The organism is Gaetbulibacter saemankumensis DSM 17032 (assembly GCF_000425645.1).
GTDB classification, from domain to species: domain Bacteria; phylum Bacteroidota; class Bacteroidia; order Flavobacteriales; family Flavobacteriaceae; genus Gaetbulibacter; species Gaetbulibacter saemankumensis.
The window spans coordinates 132,927-152,752 of record NZ_AUDV01000006.1; the positions used below are offsets into that span (position 1 = coordinate 132,927).

Annotated in this window: 20 protein-coding genes; 5 read left to right on the forward strand and 15 right to left on the reverse strand. The window is 34.1% G+C overall.

The window, feature by feature from the left end; all coding sequences use genetic code 11:
• Positions 1-172 precede the first annotated feature (172 nt).
• From H611_RS0102870 to recR, 13 genes are all read right to left on the reverse strand, one after another.
• Positions 173-3,421, reverse strand: a complete 3,249-nt coding sequence (locus H611_RS0102870) for a S41 family peptidase (protein WP_027136930.1) — start codon at positions 3,419-3,421, stop codon at positions 173-175.
• Positions 3,422-3,582: 161 nt separating this feature from the next.
• Positions 3,583-4,011: an SRPBCC family protein gene (locus H611_RS0102875; protein WP_027136931.1), complete on the reverse strand. Its 429-nt coding sequence runs from the start codon at positions 4,009-4,011 to the stop codon at positions 3,583-3,585.
• Between the two features lie 87 nt (positions 4,012-4,098).
• Positions 4,099-5,052 carry a signal recognition particle-docking protein FtsY gene (gene ftsY, locus H611_RS0102880; protein WP_027136932.1) on the reverse strand — a complete coding sequence of 318 codons (954 nt, stop codon included), beginning with the start codon at positions 5,050-5,052 and terminating at the stop codon, positions 4,099-4,101.
• 154 nt (positions 5,053-5,206) lie between these two features.
• Positions 5,207-5,359 carry a DUF4295 domain-containing protein gene (locus H611_RS14620; protein WP_084158129.1) on the reverse strand — a complete coding sequence of 51 codons (153 nt, stop codon included), beginning with the start codon at positions 5,357-5,359 and terminating at the stop codon, positions 5,207-5,209.
• A gap of 42 nt (positions 5,360-5,401) precedes the next feature.
• Complete coding sequence (rpmG, locus tag H611_RS0102890) at positions 5,402-5,584, reverse strand: 50S ribosomal protein L33 (RefSeq protein WP_007648529.1); 183 nt, start codon at positions 5,582-5,584, stop codon at positions 5,402-5,404.
• A 26-nt stretch (positions 5,585-5,610) separates the two neighbouring features.
• Entirely contained in the window at positions 5,611-5,847 is a 237-nt protein-coding gene (gene rpmB / locus H611_RS0102895) for a 50S ribosomal protein L28 (protein ID WP_027136933.1), read from the reverse strand.
• 82 nt (positions 5,848-5,929) lie between these two features.
• Positions 5,930-7,180, reverse strand: a complete 1,251-nt coding sequence (locus H611_RS0102900; protein ID WP_027136934.1) for a competence/damage-inducible protein A — start codon at positions 7,178-7,180, stop codon at positions 5,930-5,932.
• On the reverse strand, positions 7,180-7,521 hold the full coding sequence (locus H611_RS0102905; RefSeq protein ID WP_027136935.1) for an Hpt domain-containing protein: 342 nt from the start codon (positions 7,519-7,521) through the stop codon (positions 7,180-7,182). The genes H611_RS0102900 and H611_RS0102905 overlap by 1 nt, the downstream gene beginning before the upstream one ends.
• Position 7,522: 1 nt before the next feature.
• Positions 7,523-8,134, reverse strand: a complete 612-nt coding sequence (locus H611_RS0102910; protein WP_027136936.1) for a fumarylacetoacetate hydrolase family protein — start codon at positions 8,132-8,134, stop codon at positions 7,523-7,525.
• 32 nt (positions 8,135-8,166) lie between these two features.
• Positions 8,167-8,943: a 3'-5' exonuclease gene (locus tag H611_RS0102915; RefSeq protein WP_027136937.1), complete on the reverse strand. Its 777-nt coding sequence runs from the start codon at positions 8,941-8,943 to the stop codon at positions 8,167-8,169.
• 108 nt (positions 8,944-9,051) lie between these two features.
• On the reverse strand, positions 9,052-10,371 hold the full coding sequence (locus H611_RS0102920; protein WP_027136938.1) for a dihydrolipoamide acetyltransferase family protein: 1,320 nt from the start codon (positions 10,369-10,371) through the stop codon (positions 9,052-9,054).
• 85 nt (positions 10,372-10,456) lie between these two features.
• The gene (locus tag H611_RS0102925) at positions 10,457-11,563 is read right to left on the reverse strand and encodes a glycosyltransferase family 2 protein (RefSeq protein ID WP_027136939.1); all 1,107 of its coding nucleotides are present in this window, start codon (positions 11,561-11,563) and stop codon (positions 10,457-10,459) included.
• A gap of 59 nt (positions 11,564-11,622) precedes the next feature.
• The gene (gene recR, locus H611_RS0102930; protein WP_027136940.1) at positions 11,623-12,243 is read right to left on the reverse strand and encodes a recombination mediator RecR; all 621 of its coding nucleotides are present in this window, start codon (positions 12,241-12,243) and stop codon (positions 11,623-11,625) included.
• Between the two features lie 108 nt (positions 12,244-12,351).
• Between recR and H611_RS0102935 the strand changes: the two genes are divergently transcribed.
• A complete protein-coding gene (locus H611_RS0102935; RefSeq protein ID WP_027136941.1) occupies positions 12,352-13,800 on the forward strand; it encodes a sodium:solute symporter in 1,449 nt (482 codons plus the stop codon).
• On the opposite strand, the gene H611_RS0102940 is transcribed toward H611_RS0102935, so the two are convergent.
• Together H611_RS0102940 and H611_RS0102945 are read right to left on the reverse strand one after the other, a co-directional pair.
• Positions 13,771-14,133: a CoA-binding protein gene (locus tag H611_RS0102940; RefSeq protein WP_027136942.1), complete on the reverse strand. Its 363-nt coding sequence runs from the start codon at positions 14,131-14,133 to the stop codon at positions 13,771-13,773. The two genes, H611_RS0102935 and H611_RS0102940, sit on opposite strands and share 30 nt — an antisense overlap.
• Before the next feature lie 416 nt (positions 14,134-14,549).
• Positions 14,550-15,560, reverse strand: a complete 1,011-nt coding sequence (locus H611_RS0102945; RefSeq protein ID WP_027136943.1) for a 3-oxoacyl-ACP synthase III family protein — start codon at positions 15,558-15,560, stop codon at positions 14,550-14,552.
• Positions 15,561-15,737: 177 nt separating this feature from the next.
• On the opposite strand from H611_RS0102945, the gene htpG reads away from it, so the two are divergent.
• From htpG to H611_RS14445, 4 genes are all read left to right on the forward strand, one after another.
• Positions 15,738-17,648: a molecular chaperone HtpG gene (gene htpG / locus H611_RS0102950; protein WP_027136944.1), complete on the forward strand. Its 1,911-nt coding sequence runs from the start codon at positions 15,738-15,740 to the stop codon at positions 17,646-17,648.
• Positions 17,649-17,780: 132 nt separating this feature from the next.
• On the forward strand, positions 17,781-18,605 hold the full coding sequence (locus H611_RS14980; RefSeq protein ID WP_169515976.1) for an FKBP-type peptidyl-prolyl cis-trans isomerase: 825 nt from the start codon (positions 17,781-17,783) through the stop codon (positions 18,603-18,605).
• Between the two features lie 126 nt (positions 18,606-18,731).
• Positions 18,732-19,364 carry an MOSC domain-containing protein gene (locus tag H611_RS0102960; protein ID WP_027136945.1) on the forward strand — a complete coding sequence of 211 codons (633 nt, stop codon included), beginning with the start codon at positions 18,732-18,734 and terminating at the stop codon, positions 19,362-19,364.
• Between the two features lie 55 nt (positions 19,365-19,419).
• Positions 19,420-19,800, forward strand: coding sequence for a hypothetical protein (locus tag H611_RS14445; protein ID WP_051238703.1), 381 nt, complete (start codon positions 19,420-19,422; stop codon positions 19,798-19,800).
• Positions 19,801-19,826 lie beyond the last annotated feature (26 nt).

Genomic DNA, 19,826 nt, shown 5'->3' on the forward strand with positions numbered 1-19,826 from the left:
TAATGATAGTTGATTTTTAGATGATTTTAACCTTTCGTATCAATAAGACTAAACTAAGGTAATAACATGCCTGCTTTTTTCAAGTAACAAAATTGGTTATACCCACCTATAAATACAAAACCCCCAATTTGAAGTATTAAATTGGGGGTAGAAATTACAATCTATGTATGAGTTACTCCTTAATATCTTTAAGCAATTCGTTCACAGCCGTTTCCAGCTGAGGGTCTTCTCCATAAAGGAAATCATTATAAGGTAAATCGACCTCGATATCAGGATTTATTTCAAGGTTTTCTGTTGGTCGCCCTTCTTTGCCTATAGTAGCAATCATAGGAATACCAAATATTAAAGTAGGGTCGATTTGATGTTCCCACCAAACGGCGGTTCCTGTACCCGGAACTGGTTTTCCAACTAATTTACCCAATCCGTTTTGTTTATATATGTATGGAAAAATAAAGGCATCACTATAATTCCCTTCACTCATTAAAACAATACTTGGTTTTGTCCAACGATTTAAAGATTCGCCTCCCTTTAACACATTGCCCTGAGGTGCTAATTTCAAATATTCATCACCACTAAGGAAAGTATTCAAATCGTCATGAAGCCATCCGCCTCCATTAAATCTGGTATCTACAACCAATGCTTCTTTATCTAAATTCTTACCTAATACATTTTCATAAACGTCTCTAAAACTACCATCGTTCATACCTCTGATATGTACATACCCCAATTTACCCTGACTTAATTTATCCACACGTTCCTCCATTATTTTCACCCAACGCTTGTACATAAGTTCAGATTCAAAACTTTTAGAAACGGGTTTTACCGTTTGCGTAAAGGTCTTATTTCCTTTTACTACACTTAACAGGATATTCTTTCCCGCTATGTTATTAAGATATTTATTCCAATTATCGTTTGAAGCAATAGACTTACCGTTAATTTTTTCAATAATAGCACCAGCTTCTATTTTATTTTCAGAGGTATCCAAAGGTCCACCAGAAATAACTTCACTTACCTTAATACCTTCACCTGTATAAGTTTCATCAAATAACAGCCCTAATGAAGCGGTGGTATCGGCATTTTCATGCTTGCTGCGATAAACTGCTCCTGTATGTGAAGCATTAAGCTCTCCTAATAGTTCGCTTAATAAATATTCAAAATCGTAATTATTATTAATGTATGGTAAAAACTCAGCATAAGCATCTCTATACATTTCCCAATCGATACCATGAATATTTGGATCGTAGAATTTCTTCTTTACCTGACGCCAGGCATGGTCAAATATATAGTTGCGCTCTGCCGAAAGATCCAGAACCATATCGGCATCGATTTGAATATTAGTAATAGCTCCACTACCGGTATCAACTTTAACTAAACGTCCTTTATTGCTAAGAAACAAACTCTTGTCGTCATCACTAATTTGTATACCACTTGGCGAACCACCTAGTTTGGCAAGTATCTTTGTTTTTTTTGTTCTTAGCTCGGTTTCCCAAACATCGTAACCTTTTTCAAACCTTGCTAAATAATACAATTTTGAGGCATCCTTATTAAGAACATAACCACTAAGTTTTGAACTATTTATGGTTAATTTTACTTTTCTGTAATCAAGATTATCCAGATTTAATTTTAAATCCTCAACCGTTTCGTCTTCTTTCTTATCGTTCTTTTTCTTTTTATCGCCTTTTTTATCTTCAGAATCCTTTTCATCCTTTTCTTGGGCTTCCTTATTTTCTTTATAAAGTTTAAATTCTTCTTCACTCAATTTAAAAATATCAAAAGCTTCCTGATCAAAAAACACGGCGTAAATATCCTGCTCTTTGGAGCCTTGTACGGCTAAAGATTTATTTCCATCTCTAGAGCTTGTATAAACCATCATCTTACCATCTAAAGCCCAAGTAGGTTGACTTTCTCCGAAGCCACTGTTTACGGGATGGAATAGTTCTCCTGAACCATCGGCCTTTACTAAAGCCGTATAGGTTGTAAAAGCATGGCCCTTTTGGTCGGATATCAATAACCAATTACTGTCCGGACTCCAGCTATACCCCCAATCACCATCAGAGTAGGAATGATTTCTTCCTTCAGGTAACACCGTAAATTCCTTACGTGATTCTAAATCTAAAACCTGTAAAATATTACGGTCTTTTATATAAGCCACTTTTTTACCATCTGGAGAATAAGCAGCCTGATATTCTTCAGCCATTGAAGCCTTTAATGGAGCAATATCTATTATAGTACTGGCATAAAAATACTTTTCATCCGGTTGCGATATGGTTGCTTTATAAATATTCCAGCTACCATTATGTTCGCCTGAAAACAATAAAGTTTTACCATCTGGCGACCAATTTACCATACGTTCCTGCTCTGGAGTGTTAGTGATACGTTTGGTGCGGCTATCGTTAACTCCCGTGACAAATATTTCACCTCGATTTACAAAAGCGATTTCTTTTCCATTCGGACTTATTTTAAACTCAGTAACACTATTAATATCGACTGTTTTTACAGGCTCATATGAAGAATCGTCACGAACTTCTATATTTAGCTTATTAGGCTCTCCACCTTCTGTTAAGGTATACATATCACCTTTCCATGTAAAACTTAAAGTATTATCATCTGAAACACTTAAATTCCTTACAGGAAAATCTTTAAATGAGGTTAGTGCTACCTCTGTTCCACTTTCCAAATCCCTTTTGTAAATATTGAAATCGCCACTTGATTCATTCAGGTAAAAAACCGAAAGGTCATCAGAACTAAAAACGGGCTCTTGATTTTCGCCCTTAAATTCTGTAAGTTGTTTATAGATATTATTCTGTAAATCGTAAATCCAAATATCGCGCGTTATCGAAGAGATATGGTGCTTACGCCACTGATTCTCGTACCCTTTTCGATCTTGAAAAACAATTTTATCGCCTTTTGAATTGTAATTGGCATGCTCGGCACCTGCAGCAGTTACCAAAATTGGTCGCCCCCCATCTACCGGAACTTCATATAAATTTTGAAATAAGCCAGGCATAGGAAAACGCACACTCTTCGCAGGTGCCTGTCTTCCACTCCTAAATAAAACTGATTTATTATCTACTGTAAAATCCTGAGGATAATCACCGGAAGAGTTATAGGTTAATCGCGTTGGAACCCCACCACCGACAGGCATAGTAAAAACATCAAAATTCCCATAACGGTCACTAGCAAAAGCAATCGTTTTCGCATCGTGACTCCAAACCGGGTACCCATCGTATGCATTTGTAGTCGTAATGGGTGTTGCAAGTCCTCCTTGTGAACTAACAGTGTAAATATTACCATGATAACTAAAAAGAATGGTACTACCATCAGGAGAAATACTTGTATTGCGTAACCAACGGGCGTCACCCTGACTAGTTCCTAATAAAAAAGCCAGACAGGCTAAAATAGATAAAAAATTGATTTTCATATTGATAGATGTATTTTAAAAAATCTATGAACAAAAATATCGTTAATTAAGGCTTGACTATTTTAAAGAAACGTTAAAAGCTTCACAAATAATAGATTATTCATGGATAGACCTCATTCAAATAGACCTCATTCAAAAAGTAAACTATAAAACCGTTAAAACTAATTTCTGTTTTGAAAAGGAACTATTTCTCCTTTCTCAAGATAGTTCTTTAAACCGTTTAAAAGCATCGCCCAACAAAAAGAAGAATATTTAAAATGATCATTATCTTTTGGCCAATTGATATGACTGAATCTAACATAAGTCTGCCCGTGCTTCTCTTCTAAATCGAACCCAAAGGTTGTAGAATCCCAATCGGTGTCAGATTTAGTCATTTTAAAAAAAATAGAACTATTAATTTCTAATTGTGAAATTTTACAAAACCAGTTATAATTATCAGTAAAGTTTAAATTATATTTTGCTCCCAACACAGGGATACCAGAACTTTTAAGTGTCCACCAATTATCTAAATGATCAGGTAAAGACACAGCATCGAATACTGCTTTTGCCGGCACATTAATAACAAAATTATGATAAATATTATACCCCATCTCCTAAAGGTACTCAATAAAAAAGGATGCCCCATATCTTTTTGAAGCATCCTAAAAGTAAATATTATTAATTATAATTCTTATGGACTATTTAAAGAAAGAATCTACAAATTCAAACTTATTGAAAACCTGTAAGTCTTCAATACCTTCTCCAACACCAATGTATTTAACAGGAATTTTAAATTGATCACTAATCCCTATAACAACGCCTCCTTTAGCTGTACCATCCAGTTTAGTAACAGCCAGTGAAGTAACCTCTGTGGCTGCGGTGAACTGTTTTGCCTGTTCGAAAGCATTCTGACCAGTAGATCCATCCAATACTAATAACACATCGTGAGGTGCGTCATCAACCACTTTCTGCATAACACGTTTTACCTTGGTTAACTCGTTCATTAAATTTACTTTATTATGTAAACGTCCTGCTGTATCAATTATCACCACATCGGCATCCTGACTAACCGCACTCTTTAAAGTATCGAAAGCTACCGAAGCCGGATCACTACCCATGGCCTGCTTTACTATAGGTACATCCACACGATCGGCCCACACCTGTAATTGATCGATAGCCGCAGCCCGAAAGGTATCGGCAGCACCAAGTACCACTTTAAGACCTTGCTTCTTGAACTGATAGGCCAATTTACCAATGGTAGTAGTTTTTCCAACACCATTGACACCTACAACCATCATTACATAAGGCTTTTTATCTTTAGGTACCGTAAATTCAACCTCTTCTCCTATATTAGTTTCACTCAATAAACCAGCAATTTCTTCACGTAAAATTTGGTGAAGCTCATCAGTTCCTAAATACTTATCTTTTGAAACCCGTTCTTCGATACGTTCGATGACCTTTAAAGTAGTATTTACTCCTACATCACTTGTTACGAGGACTTCTTCAAGATTATCTAAAACCTCATCGTCTACTTTCGATTTCCCTGCTACGGCCTTGCTTAATTTGCCAAAAAAGCTCGATTTAGATTTCTCTAATCCTTTGTCTAATGTTTCCTTTTTTTCTGAAGAAAATATTTTTTTAAAAAAACTCATTCTTTAAAGTTTAATTTTACCAATGCCTGTATAAAATACTAAACTCGAAATATAAATTAAAACCATATTTACGAGAAAAGTATTCAAATATAAACATAAAAAAGCTGCTCTCTTAATAAGAAAGCAGCTTTGTATATCTTAAAAACCTAAGTTCTTACTTTTCTTTTAAAAAGTCGTTTACTAACTCAGGAGCCATGATAGACTCTACAAACATATAAGCGCCAGTTTTTGGTGATTTCACCATTTTTATCGCTTTAGTTAATCTTTTAGAAGATGTTTGTAAGGTTGCTACTGTTTTCTTTGCCATGATTCAATGTGTTTGGAATTTTAGCTTCTGTAAAATTCTAAATTATTTAATTTCTTTATGAACAGTCATTCGCTTAAGAATAGGATTAAATTTTTTAATCTCCATTCTGTCTGGCGTATTTTTCTTATTCTTAGTAGTGATGTAACGTGAAGTTCCTGGTTGCCCAGACTCTTTGTGCTCTGTACACTCTAATATAACCTGTATTCTATTACCTTTCTTTGCCATTTCTTATACTTTTATAAATGCAGCTATTATTTTAAGAATCCTTTAGATTTCGCTTCTTTAATTGCCGCTGAAATACCTATTTTGTTAATAGTTTTTAATGCAGATGTAGAAACCTTTAAAGTTATCCAGCTGTCTTCTTCTGGAATGTAAAAACGTTTCTTTACTAAATTCGCGTTAAATTTGCGTTTAGTTCTATTTAATGCATGAGACACGTTGTTACCAACCATTGCCTTCTTTCCTGTAAGTTCACAAACTCTTGACATTATTTATAACTTTAAATTTCTTGTTGCTTAAAATCGAGGTGCAAATATACAAAATCTTTACTATGCAACAACTTAATTTTTATCAATTTTTAAAAATTTCTTTCAATAGCATTTCTAAAGCTTTATTTACAGCTTTATCAATTACTTTTACACGATGATTTCCAAGCATAAATTTCTCAGAATAAACGCTATCTTCAGTTGCAATTGCAATATAAACCGTGCCTATTTCAGCATCAGAATCCCCCTTTGAAGGACCTGCATTTCCTGTAGTTGCAACAGCATAATCCGATTGAAATAACTTTAAGGCTTTCTGAGCCATTGCCTCTGCAACTTGAGCACTTACTACAGAATAGGAATCAATATCACGTTTTGAAACTCCTAAAACATTTATTTTAGACTGCGTAGAATAGGTTACCACGCCCCCATTAAAATATGATGATGCACCGGAATGTATGGTAAACTGTTCGGCTATTTTTCCACCTGTGCAACTTTCTGCAATAGCCAAAGTCTTGGCCTGCTTAATAAGTTGCTTTGCTATAACTACTTCAACTGAACCCTCGTTTTCTTCAAAACCAGCAAATTCATTCTTTATTAATGGAATAACCTTCTGAATCTGCTCTTCAACACCCTTAATAACCTCTGTTTGGCTCATTCCTTTTGAAGACAGACGCAATCGCATTTTACCTAAACTTGGCAAATAAGCCAGTTTAACAGTACTTGGCAAAGCCTCTTCCCATGATTCGATACGATCCGCCAAAGCACTTTCACCTAAACCATAAACCAACAAGGTTTTATGAAGTATGTAAGGACAATTAAATTTACTCTTTAATTGCGGAATTAACTCATCAATTACCAATGCCTGCATTTCATGAGGTACGCCTGGAAGTGACACAAACACACGATTGTTTTTTTCCATCCACATACCTGGTGCGGTGCCCAACTTATTCATTAAGACTTTTGACTTCGAGGGTACCATGGCTTGATCTTTATTCACTTGTAATAAAGCGCCTCGGACATGCAAAGCCCAAATATCTTCAATATTTTTTAACACGGAAGCATCTGGAACTAGCTCATCATCAAAATATTCTGAAAGTGTCTTTTTTGTAATATCATCCTTTGTAGGTCCTAAACCACCCGTAAGTATAATTACATCTGCATGAGATTCTGCATCGGCTAAAGCTTTTAAAATATGGTCTCGATCATCCTGTACCGAAGTTATCTGAAATACAGAAATACCAATTTTATTAAGTTGCCTAGCTATAAATGCTGAATTTGTGTCAATTACTTGACCAATTAGAAGTTCATCGCCTATGGTGATTATTTCGGCATTCATTACAAATTAAAGTCGGCTTTTATTTCAGCCACCGCATTATCAACAGCTGTAATAACGATGTCTAATTTTGGATTAATATCAATATCGGTTTGCGTAAACTTTCCCCAATCTTGTACTTCAATTAGTGTATCCAATACACCAAGCTCGAACAAATCGATTGTAGGTTTCATTTTATGAGCGGCCTGATATGCTGTATGGTAGTCTTTTTCGGCTACCGCCTTTTTAAGGCGCTCTGCATCTTCAGGTACTTCCTCTAAAAATGTTTCGGCTAAGGTTGCGATAAAATCCTGATCGTTATCGGCTAACTCCTTTACTCTATCTAATTTGTAATGTTGTTCCATCTTATTTAACAGTTATCGAAAACATTTCTTTGTCTCCAATAAATCCTTTTAGTTTATCATTTACTGCAACTTTACCGACTCCAGAGGGAGTTCCGGTAAATATAATATCTCCTATCTTTAATGTAAAATATTTTGAGACATATTCTATAAGTTCATCAATTTTCCAAAGCATGTGGCTTGTATTTCCTAATTGTACAATTTTTTCATTCTTTTTTAAGGAAAATTCAATGTTATTTACATCATTAAATTCTGAAACTGGCAACCATTGACCAATTACTGCCGATCCGTCGAACGCTTTGGCTTTTTCCCAGGGTAGTCCTTTAGCCTTTAGTTTGCTTTGTAAATCACGCGCTGTAAAATCAATGCCAAGACCTATTTCATTATAATATTTATGGGCAAATTTCTTATCGATGTATTTCCCTAATCTATTAATTTTCACTAACAACTCTACCTCATAATGAACATCTTCCGAGAAATCAGGAATAAAAAATGGTTGCTTCTTAATTAAAATAGAAGTATCCGGTTTTAAGAAAACTACCGGATCTGTAGGCTTTTCATTTTCCAGTTCGGCAATATGTTCGGTATAATTTCTACCAATGCAAATTATTTTCATGCTTAAAAATTATATTTCGAAAAGATTAGAACCTAACCCAATTTATTATTCAGGCTTCTTAATTTAATTGCTGTAAGCACTTTTTTAGTGTAAAGTGGAAAATCGGCATTTAATAACCAACCAAAATAACCGGGTTCTTGTTCTAAAACTTCGGTCACTAATTTCCCTTTGTGCTTACCGAACGAAAAACATTCTTCTCCTTTTTTATTATAGGCTATAAAACCTGCAAAATCGGCAAACTGCTTTCTGGAACTAAACTCAGCTAAAAACCTGGTGTCATTTTCTAAATCGTCGTACTTGGCTATTTGAGCTTTAAGCACTTCGTAGGTTGCTAAGGTATCGGCTTCGGCACTATGTGCATCATCTAAATTCTTTTCACAATAAAATTTATAGGCCGCGCTTAAAGTTCTTTGCTCCATTTTGTGAAATATAGTTTGAACATCTACCGCCAATCTATTTTTCATATCGAAATCTACTTCAGCACGTAGCATTTCTTCTGCCAATAGAGGAATATCAAATCTATTGGAATTAAAACCACCCAGATCGGAATCCTTAATTAAATTATAAACGTCTTTAGCAATTTCTTTGAAAGTTGGTTTATCGGCAACATCGTCATCCGAAATCCCGTGAATAGCTGTAACTTCTTTTGGTATTGGAATAGTTGGATTTACTAGCCATGTTTTATTTTCTTCTTTTCCGTTTGGAAACACTTTAAGAATGGCTATTTCTACAATTCTATCTTTTGTAATATTTACCCCTGTGGTTTCTAAATCGAAAAAACAAATAGGTTTTGCTAAATTAAGTTGCATAATTTTAAGTTTCAAAAAGGTGCTAAATATACTAAATAGCTTATGTATTAAAAACATAAACCAACCCTTTTCTAGGTTGGTTTAAATTATATTGATTGAATAATCATTTTAAATCTCTCTGTTAACGTCCCATGCTTCTAAATAATCCTTTACAGCCTTCACAAACATACCACCTAAAGCACCGTTAACTACTCGATGATCGTATGAATGTGATAAGTACATTTTATATCGAATTCCAATGAAATCGCCATCTGGTGTTTCTATTACAGAAGGAGTCTTTCTAATAGCTCCCAAAGCCAAAATACCCACTTGCGGTTGATTGATGATTGGTGTTCCCATAATACTTCCAAAAGTACCAACATTAGTTACGGTGTAAGTTCCCCCTTGAGTATCGTCTGGTTTTAACTTTCCAGTTCTAGCTCGAGTTGCCAGATCGTTAACCTGCTTAGTCATACCAACCAAATTTAACTGATCGGCGTTTTTAATAACAGGCACTATTAAATTTCCGTCTGGTAAGGCCGCAGCCATACCTAAATTGATATTTTTCTTCTTAATAATAGTATCACCCTGAAGAGAAATATTCATCATCGGGTAATCTCGTAAAGCCTTTGCAATAGCCTCCATAAATATTGGAGTGAACGTTAAATTTTCACCTTCACGCTTCGCAAAACCATCTTTCACCTTTTTTCTCCAGTTCCATATATTAGTTACATCGGCCTCAATAAAACTCTGTACGTGAGCAGAAGTATTCACAGATTCCATCATGTGATGAGAAATAATTTTACCCATACGAGTCATTTCAATTATTTCATCTTCTCCACTTGCTATTACAGGAGCAGGCTGTGATGCTGGCTTATTGGGTTCTGCTTTTGTCTCTTCAGCTTTATTTACAACCACTTTTTGTGGTTTCCCTTGTTTCCCGCGATTACTTATATATTCTAATATATCATTTTTGGTAACTCGACCATCTTTTCCTGTACCAGAAATAGCATCTAATTCATCTTGAGACACGCCTTCCTCTTTGGCTATATTTTTAACCAAAGGCGAATAAAAACGGTTGTCTGTAGATACGACTGGTGCGATAGATTCTATTACTTTATCAATGCTTTCAACAACTTCCTGAACTAATTCTTCCGATTCATCATCATCATTTTGTTCGGTCGTTACTTCTACCTTTGTATCTTCTCCTTCGGTTTCAATAATTGCTAAAACTTGTCCTACCTGCACAACTTCATCAACTTCAAAAAACTTCTCTACCAGTACACCATCTACTTCACTCGGCACCTCACTATCGACTTTGTCTGTCGCAATTTCCAAAACTGCTTCATCCAATTCTATTGTATCTCCAACTTCTTTTAACCAAGATGTAATTGTTGCTTCCGCAACACTTTCTCCCATTTTGGGTAATTTAAGTTCAAACTTTGCCATATCTATAAAGTAATACTTACATTTTAATTTTACGTTGCAAAATTACTTAAAAAACATTTATTTTTTTATATTATTTTCAATAAAACTAAGTTAATTCAATAATTTCTCCGCAGGTCATTCCATTCTCACTTCCTATAATAAACGACGCACCTTTTGGAAGGATTTTATAAGTTAATCGTGCTTCAGAAGGTTGACTTTGCATATAGGCTATAACATCTTTGTATGCAACTGAATTAGCATCAAAAATAACTTCGTCACCTTTTTGTAAATTTTCAAATTTAGAACTTAGCACAACTGGTTTCACTAAAGCCTCTTTTAAATTATCTTTCATTTCATCTGAAATGAAAATATAATTCTTTAATTCTTTCTGCTTCCTTTTTTTCCTCGGAATTCGATTAAAAGTATAGGCTAATTTAATACCTATCCAAACCACAAAATCAAATATGAAATTTCGTTTAAAATGCTTTTTATAAAAAATCTGCATAGCTTGAAAAAAACGTTTTGCATAATTTTTATCGCGCAAGGAACTCTCTCCTTTATAATGGATAACAGAGATTTCTCCATTATAATAATTAGTGTACCCAGCATTAATTAAACTGTAAGACAAATCAATATCTTCCCCATACATAAAATAATCTTCGTCGAAACCACCAACTTCGTTATACACCTCTTGTTTCATAAACATGAATGCCCCTACTAAGATTTCAACTTTCCCAATATCCGATGGTTTCAGGTGATCTGCATAATAATCTTCAGAGTTACCTAATATCTTCTTTAATGCAACCTTCACATAAGGAATATTTCGCTTGCTTTCAGGTAAAAATTCACCTGAACCATTCACTAATTTACAGCCTATAGCACCCAGATTTTCTTTAGATTCAGCAAATTGCAATAATTTAACAAAAGTATCCTCGGCTACTACCGTATCCGGATTTAAAATACAAATATATTCGCCTTTTGCCTTAGCAACTCCAATGTTATTCCCTTTGGAAAATCCATAATTATCCTGGTTTTCTATGAGAATAACTTGAGGAAAAACCGATTTCACCATAGCGCAACTAGCATCGGTGGAATGATTATCGACCACTATAATTTCGGCCTCTATATTTTTGGTTGCTTCAACAACACTATTTAGACAGAGTTCTAAAAAATATCGAACATTATAATTTAAAATTATTATTGAGAGTTTCAAAAGGGAGTTGGCAGTTTGTTTTATTAGTTATTTAGAATTGACCGGTTTTTTTCTAACTATCAATTATTTTTCAAAGAATTTTCAAAAGGCACGCGATTCAAAATACTTCGCCCTAAAGTTATTTCATCTGCATACTCTAATTCATCACCCACCGAAATTCCACGAGCAATAGTAGAGGTTATGATATTAAATCCCTGAATTTGTTTATAAATATAAAAGTTAGTCGTATCACCTTCCATAGTTGAACTTAACGCAAAAATGAGCTCTTTTATTTTACCATCTTTAACTTTTTCTATCAGCGAGGTAATATTTAATTCATGAGGCCCCACACCATCCATTGGTGAAATCTTCCCTCCCAACACATGGTACAATCCTTTAAAAGAACTTGTACTTTCAATAGCCATAACATCACGAATGTCTTCAACTACACAAATAGTATTTTCATCACGATTTGGATTTGAACATATTTCACACAAATCCATATCACTGATATTATGACATGATTTACAGAATTTTAAATCGTTACGCATATTCAACAAAGCCGTTGTTAAAGCAGATGTTTGCTCCTTTGGTTGTTTAAGCATATGTAATACCAATCGCAAGGCAGTCCGCTTTCCTATACCTGGAAGCTGAGACATTTCATTTACTGCACGCTCAAGTAATTTTGATGAAAATTCCATGGTGCGAATTTATATTTTTTAAATTAATTTATCCATTGCTTAATGAATTAAATATAACTTTCAATCGGAACACTTATTTTGTATTTTGGCCAAGTCAAATAAATATCTATGTCTGCCACTCAGATCATTCTGCTCATTGTAGCCTATTTTACCGTTTTAATATTAATTTCTTATTTCACAGGAAAAGAAGATAGTAACGATGCCTTTTTTAAGGCTAATAAATCAGCTCCCTGGTATCTGGTTGCTTTCGGTATGATTGGAGCTTCACTTTCTGGAGTAACTTTTATTTCAGTTCCCGGTGCAGTAGAAACCAAGCAGTTTGGTTACATGCAAGTAGTATTCGGATATTTTTTTGGTTATCTAGTCATAGCTTACATTTTACTTCCTATTTATTACAAGCTCAATTTAACCTCTATTTACACCTATTTAAGGGATCGTTTTGGTAATACAAGCTACAAAACAGGGTCTGTTGCTTTTTTAATATCCAGAACGGTAGGAGCCGCCTTCAGGTTATTTTTAGTTGCCAAAGTGTTACAACTTTTAGTTTTTAATCAGTTCGACATTCCATTCTCAATAACTGTTATTATTACCATTGCCTTAATATGGCTATACACATTTAAAGGAGGTATTAAAACCATCATATTTACCGATACGCTACAAACGGCATTTATGCTGATTTCTGTAGTTGTAACTATTTCTTTTCTAGCATCAGCTCTAGACCTCAATAGCTTATCGGAAATTTATCAAAATGTGAAGGACAGCAGCATGAGCAAACTGTTCTTTTTAGACAATATAAATGATCCTCAATACTTTGTGAAAAGTTTTCTTTCCGGTATGTTTATCACTATTACCATGACAGGATTAGACCAGGACATGATGCAAAAAAACCTAACCTGTAAAAATCTAAAGGAAGCCCAGAAAAATATGATTTCCTTTAGTATTGTCTTAATTTTCGTGAATATTTTATTCCTCATACTAGGGCTACTTTTAACACAATACGCCATTAAAAATGGTATTACCGCAAGGAAAGATGATTTATTTCCAGCAATAGCTATGCTGCCCGAAATAGGCATGCTAACCTCATCATTTTTTCTATTAGGCTTAATAGCCGCTGCCTATTCCAGTGCTGATTCTGCATTAACATCGCTCACTACTTCATTCTGTATCGATATAATTGAACTTGATAAAAAGCCTAAAACCGCACAAAAAAAAGTTCGAAAACGAGCTCATATATTTATAAGTATATTACTGGTTATTGTAATTATCCTTTTCGATTCTATTTTTAAAGATGTCTCTGTTATTTGGGAATTATTTAAAGCTGCTGGATACACGTATGGACCGCTACTTGGATTATTTGCTTTTGGAATTTTTACTAAAAATGAATTAAAAGATAAATATGTTTGGATTATTGGTATAACCGCTCCAATTCTTTCCTACATAATTAATGAATATTCTGCTGAAATTTTAAATGGTTATCAAATAGGTTTTGAAATCCTTTTAATTAACGGACTACTTACCTTTTTAGGGTTAGTATTGATTCGTAGAAAGCAGCACTAAAGTACAGGCCGACTCAAAATATATGTTGTTAGCGTTTAATAGTTGGTGGAGTTCCGGATTCTCTGTCCCTGGATTAAATATAACACGGGATGGATTTAAGGATAAAATATAATCGTAGTATTCTAATTGGTTTTTAGCATTTAAATACAATGTTACCGTATGAATATCTTTAAATTTAATTGGCTTGGTTTCAATTATAATACCAGCAACTTCTCCCGAACGATTTCCAATTGCAACCACCTCAACTTGATTTGCCAACAATTGTTGTATAGCAAAATTAGAATATCGATTAGGCCTCAATGATGCCCCTAGAACCAATGTCTTTTTATTCATATTTTATTATTTTTTTCAAATTTCACACTATAAAAACATTTTCGACCAACACCAACCTACTTACTTAAGTATCAAAATGTTAAAATTTTAAAAAACTTCATTTTTAACACAATACCCATTTATTTTATACGTTCTATACAATATACAATCGTAGTCGAAAAATAATTATTTAGAGTTAGTCATCTTCACATTTTAAAATTTCGCACAAAAGATTTGTATAAGCATAAAAACTCGGTGTTTATGGCTCCGAGTTTTTTGTTAATTATGTTAAAGTAAGTTAAATATATAATGAGCGACACTAAATTTTGAGTTCCGCTCGTATAATAAGTATGATTCTTCACGAAGTAAGTGTTAGTTGAAGTTGATTAATAGCTGAAAAACCCTGAAATTTATTTCGGGGTTTTTGTATTAAATAACTACCATCTTATAACCACGCTTCCCCAAGTAAATCCACTCCCAAAAGCTGCAAGAACCAAAAGATCTCCCGTCTTAATTTTGCCTTCTTCCCAGGCTTCCGTTAAGGCTATAGGAATTGATGCAGCTGTCGTGTTACCATATTTCTGAATATTATTAAACACCTGTTGATCTTTAAGCTTAAATTTCTTCTGAATAAATTGAGCGATTCTCAAATTTGCTTGGTGTGGTATTAACATATCTATATCACTTACCTCCAATCCGTTTTTCACAAGACCTTCCATAATAACCTCACTAAATCTAACAACGGCATTTTTAAACACAAATTGCCCATTCATATATGGGAAATAACTTTCATCATTAGGATCGTTGTCTTTTAATATATCATTAACCCACCGAGTCCCCATACCTGGAGCCAACAATACTAATTCTTTGGCATGTTCTCCTTCTGAATGTAGATGTGTAGATAAAATACCTTTAGAATTATTTTCTTCGCGAGTTAAGACTGCTGCTCCTGCTCCATCTCCAAAAATAACCGATACACCACGACCACGAGTTGTTCTATCGAGTCCTTTAGAATGCAACTCACTGCCAATAACCAATATGTTTTTATACATACCAGTTTTAATAAAATTATCTGCGACAGACAGTGCATAGACAAAACCTGAGCACTGATTTCTAACATCTAAAGCTCCCACGGTTTTTATACCTAAAGCATGTTGCACCTGCACCCCGGGTCCCGGAAAATACATATCGGGACTTAATGTAGCAAATATGATAAAATCAATATCATCTTTATTAATCCCAGACCGTTCGATAGCTATTTTAGCAGCTTCAACTCCCATCGATGCTGTAGTGTCGCTAGAATCTTCTTTCACCCAACGTCGCTCTTGAATCCCTGTACGTTCCTGAATCCAAGCATCGTTAGTATCCATCATTGTTGATAAATCTGCATTCGTTACAATACGATCCGGTAGATATTTACCAAGACCAATAATTCTAGAATTGTACATAAGGTTTAATTTAGTTGTGCAATACAAAGTACGATATCTAAATTAAATTTCAAATTCACACATTAGAATTCTGAAGCTTTTACAGTTATCAATGTCAGTTTGTCACTTTTTTGGAGTTGGCATTTTTGTTGAATACCCTGAAACCATATAATTATAAACATAATAAAACAATATATCATGACAAAAGGAAACATTAATGTATCGGTAGAAAACATCTTCCCTCTCATTAAAAAATTCTTATACAGCGATCACGAAATCTTTTTACGTGAACTTATCAGTAATGGTACAGATGCCACTTTAAAACTAAAACACTTAACAAGCATTGGTGAGTCTAAATCCGAATATGGCGATCCAAAAATTGAAGTTAAAATAGACAAAGAAGGAAAAAAACTTCACATCATCGATCAAGGAATCGGTATGACTGCCGAAGAAGTTGAGAAGTACATTAACCAAGTAGCTTTTTCCGGAGCAGAAGAATTTTTAGACAAATACAAAGACTCTGCAAAAGATTCAGGAATCATTGGACATTTTGGTCTAGGGTTCTACTCTGCATTTATGGTTGCTGAAAAAGTTGAAATCATCACGAAATCGCATACAGGAGCTCCAGCAGCACACTGGACTTGTGACGGGTCTCCAGAATTTACTTTAGAAGAAGGCACTAAAGAAGATAGAGGAACAGAGATCATCCTTCATATTGCCGAAGATTCGACAGAATTTTTAGAAGAATCTCGCATAAGTGCTTTACTTACTAAGTATAACAAGTTTATGCCTATTCCAATTAAATTTGGAACTAAGGAAATTAACGACCCTGAGCACGAACCTGCAACCATTACCGACAAAGACGGTAAAGAAACTAAAGAGCCTCAACGAAAAATCACAGTTGACAACATCATCAACAATCCAAATCCGGCTTGGACGAAACAACCGAGTGATTTAGAAGATGAAGATTACAAGAATTTCTATCGTGAATTGTATCCAATGCAGTTCGAAGATCCGTTATTCCACATTCATTTAAATGTAGATTATCCTTTCAACCTAACCGGTATTTTATACTTCCCGAAACTAGGACAGGATATGAATATTCAGAAAGATAGAATTCAACTATACCAAAACCAGGTATTCGTAACCGATAACGTTGAAGGTATCGTACCTGAGTTCTTAACGATGTTACGTGGTGTTATCGATTCACCAGATATTCCATTGAATGTATCTCGTTCTTACCTACAGGCTGATGGTGCTGTTAAGAAAATATCGTCTTATATTACTAGAAAGGTAGCCGATAAATTAAAATCGTTATTCAACAACAACCGTGAAGATTTTGAGGCTAAATGGAACGACATCAAAGTGGTTATCGAATATGGTATGCTTTCTGAAGAAAAATTCTTCGAAAAAGCTGACGCTTTCGCTCTTTACCCAACGGTTGATGGTACCTATTACACTTACGACGAGCTTTACAATAAAATTAAAGCCAATCAAACCGATAAGGATGGTAAACTTGTAATTCTATACGCTTCCGATACTGATGCGCAACACAGCTATATTGAAGCTGCAAAGGCTAAGAATTATGAAGTGTTGTTATTAGACTCTCCAATCGTTTCTCATTTAATTCAAAAATTAGAAACTACCAAAGAGAATATTTCTTTTGCTCGTGTTGATGGAGATCATATCGACAACCTAATCAAAAAAGAAGAAAACGCAGTTTCCAGGTTAGATGAAGATCAGAAGAAAGCATTAGATGAATTATTAAAAGAAGTTATTCCTTCTGAAAAATTCATGGTTCAACTTGAAGCTATGGATAGTGATGCCTCTCCATTCATTATTACACAGCCTGAATTTATGCGTCGTATGAAAGAAATGCAAGCTACCGGTGGTGGAGGCATGAACATGTTTGGTAATATGCCAGAAATGTACAATTTAGTGGTTAACACCAATTCTGAATTGGTAAGTGACATTTTAAATAAAGGTGATAAAGCAGAGCAAGAACGTTTAATTAATCAAAGCTTAGATTTAGCACGTTTATCTCAAGGTCTTTTAAAAGGTGAAGAGTTAACAAACTTCATTAAGCGTAGTTATACTATGATTAAATAAAGCATATTTGCGCTGAACCATTCGGCATACTTTACAATGTAAAAACCACTCTAATAATTAGAGTGGTTTTTTTATTCATAAAATTAAAATTTACTGTTTAAGATGTTATTTTTGTTCAAAAAAACTGAAACTATGAAACACATTTTATTTGTATTAACACTAATTCTGGCTACCTCTTGTAGTAAAGATGAATATGTCGATTACACGGAACAAAATGAAAAAGAAATTCAAGCATATATTGCTGAAAACAATTTAAACGCTCAAAGAACAACTTCAGGTCTTTATTATGTGATAAACGAACAAGGTACCGGAGAAAAACCCATTGGAACCGATCGTGTAAAAGTAATTTACAAAGGGTACTTCACTAATGGAGAAGTCTTTGATGAAAGTTCTGAAGAAGGTGCCTCTTTTATCCTGCAATATGTTATCTCTGGTTTTGCTGAGGGCATGGCAAAATTTAATGAAGGAGGTCATGGCAAATTAATTATCCCAGCGCATTTAGCTTATGGCAGCAGTCAACATAATAACATCCCAGCTGGTTCCGTGTTGATTTTCGACGTTGAATTGGTATACGTGAATTTTAAAACAGAGAATGATATCGCTATTCAAAACTACCTGACAGAAAACAACATTGAAGCCGAAAAAACGGAGTCTGGACTCTATTATGTTGTTGAAACTCCAGGAACTGGTGAATATCCAATATCAACAGATCGCATTACAGTAACTTATAAAGGGTATTTTTTAGATGACACTGTTTTTGACGAAAGCACATCAGATATAACATTCTACTTAAATAATGTTATTGAAGGATGGCAAGAAGGATTTACTTATTTTAACGAAGGTAGTTCCGGTAAATTATTCATTCCTGCCCACTTAGCTTATGGCAATTACGATTTTCATAGCATTCCGGGTGGTTCCGTTCTTATTTTTGATATAAATTTAATTTCAATCCAATAATATCAAATAAAAAACCTCTTACTTTTTATGGAGTAAGAGGTTAACTTCCTACTTATATAAATACTCCTACATAATAGCTTTCAACACTATTTAATGTTAACTTAGTCTGTCTAATAAAAAGTTAACATGAAAGTTGTATCAACCAATATTAGCCAACCCAAAACCATAATCTGGAATAACAAAAAACTTACCACGGGCATATATAAAACCCCAGACATAAATGGCATCTACTTAGATAAGAATGCCGTTAAACATGATGAAGTGTCTGATAAAAAAGTTCATGGTGGTGAATTTAAGGCATGTTACTTATTTTCAAAATCGAATTACGAATACTGGCGAAACCTTTACCCTAACTTAGACTGGAACAATGGCATGTTTGGTGAAAATATTACTATCGACCATATGGATGAAACTCAAATTCATATTGGAGATATCTATAAATTAGGTGAGACTTTAGTACAAATAACACAACCTAGAGAACCCTGTTATAAACTAGGTATAAAATTTGAATCCCAGGAGGTGTTGCAACAATTTATCAATCACAGTAAACCTGGAACTTATGTGAAGGTTCTAGAACCCGGAAGCGTAAAAACAGGAGACACATTTACCCTAATAAAATCAGCGGAATCCAGCATTAGTATTGCAGATTTTTTCAAATTATTATATGCTGAAATTAAAAACAAACATCTAATTGCTAAAATAATTAACAATGAAGCATTACCTTTAAAAAAACGAAAAAGTTTAGAACGATATTTATAAAAAGCTTTATTAAAATTCCCATTTTTCATTTTTATTTTTTTTGTATATTTAGATTATGCGAACACTACCGAGTAAATTAAAACTTAAAAATTTTAAAGACGTTTATATTTTAAATAAACCGGAATCTTTTACGAAAATTTTTGATGAAACTGATTATTCGGAATCTTTAGTTACCACCTCATGTGTAGAATGCGCCATTGTATTTGTAGAAACTAAAGAAGACTTTGTAAACCAAATGCTTACCTTGTTTCCTAGATTACTAGACAACTCTGTTATTTGGGTATTCTACCCCAACGTGACAACAATAAGTGAAATATCAAAATTGCATATTGAATTCGATTGGGATTTCTTAGGCGATTACCGCTTAAAACCCACTAAGCTATTTACCGTAGACGACACATGGAACGCCATTAAAATAAAAAAAATCCTCGTTTAAAATATACTTATCTTTGTGGCATAAAT

Coding starts and splice junctions, on each gene's coding strand:
- rpmG (WP_007648529.1), bottom strand. CDS start 5,584: ATGGCAAAGAAAGGTAATAGAATACAGGTTATATTAGAGTGTACAGAG.
- H611_RS0102915 (WP_027136937.1), bottom strand. CDS start 8,943: ATGCAACTTAATTTAGCAAAACCTATTTGTTTTTTCGATTTAGAAACC.
- H611_RS0102920 (WP_027136938.1), bottom strand. CDS start 10,371: ATGGCAAAGTTTGAACTTAAATTACCCAAAATGGGAGAAAGTGTTGCG.
- H611_RS0102900 (WP_027136934.1), bottom strand. CDS start 7,180: ATGAATGCCGAAATAATCACCATAGGCGATGAACTTCTAATTGGTCAA.
- H611_RS0102910 (WP_027136936.1), bottom strand. CDS start 8,134: ATGAAAATAATTTGCATTGGTAGAAATTATACCGAACATATTGCCGAA.
- H611_RS0102935 (WP_027136941.1), top strand. CDS start 12,352: ATGTCTGCCACTCAGATCATTCTGCTCATTGTAGCCTATTTTACCGTT.
- H611_RS0102940 (WP_027136942.1), bottom strand. CDS start 14,133: ATGAATAAAAAGACATTGGTTCTAGGGGCATCATTGAGGCCTAATCGA.
- H611_RS14620 (WP_084158129.1), bottom strand. CDS start 5,359: ATGGCAAAGAAAACAGTAGCAACCTTACAAACATCTTCTAAAAGATTA.
- rpmB (WP_027136933.1), bottom strand. CDS start 5,847: ATGTCAAGAGTTTGTGAACTTACAGGAAAGAAGGCAATGGTTGGTAAC.
- H611_RS0102945 (WP_027136943.1), bottom strand. CDS start 15,560: ATGTACAATTCTAGAATTATTGGTCTTGGTAAATATCTACCGGATCGT.
- ftsY (WP_027136932.1), bottom strand. CDS start 5,052: ATGAGTTTTTTTAAAAAAATATTTTCTTCAGAAAAAAAGGAAACATTA.
- H611_RS0102870 (WP_027136930.1), bottom strand. CDS start 3,421: ATGAAAATCAATTTTTTATCTATTTTAGCCTGTCTGGCTTTTTTATTA.
- htpG (WP_027136944.1), top strand. CDS start 15,738: ATGACAAAAGGAAACATTAATGTATCGGTAGAAAACATCTTCCCTCTC.
- H611_RS0102875 (WP_027136931.1), bottom strand. CDS start 4,011: ATGGGGTATAATATTTATCATAATTTTGTTATTAATGTGCCGGCAAAA.
- H611_RS0102960 (WP_027136945.1), top strand. CDS start 18,732: ATGAAAGTTGTATCAACCAATATTAGCCAACCCAAAACCATAATCTGG.
- H611_RS0102905 (WP_027136935.1), bottom strand. CDS start 7,521: ATGGAACAACATTACAAATTAGATAGAGTAAAGGAGTTAGCCGATAAC.
- recR (WP_027136940.1), bottom strand. CDS start 12,243: ATGGAATTTTCATCAAAATTACTTGAGCGTGCAGTAAATGAAATGTCT.
- H611_RS14445 (WP_051238703.1), top strand. CDS start 19,420: ATGCGAACACTACCGAGTAAATTAAAACTTAAAAATTTTAAAGACGTT.
- H611_RS14980 (WP_169515976.1), top strand. CDS start 17,781: ATGAAACACATTTTATTTGTATTAACACTAATTCTGGCTACCTCTTGT.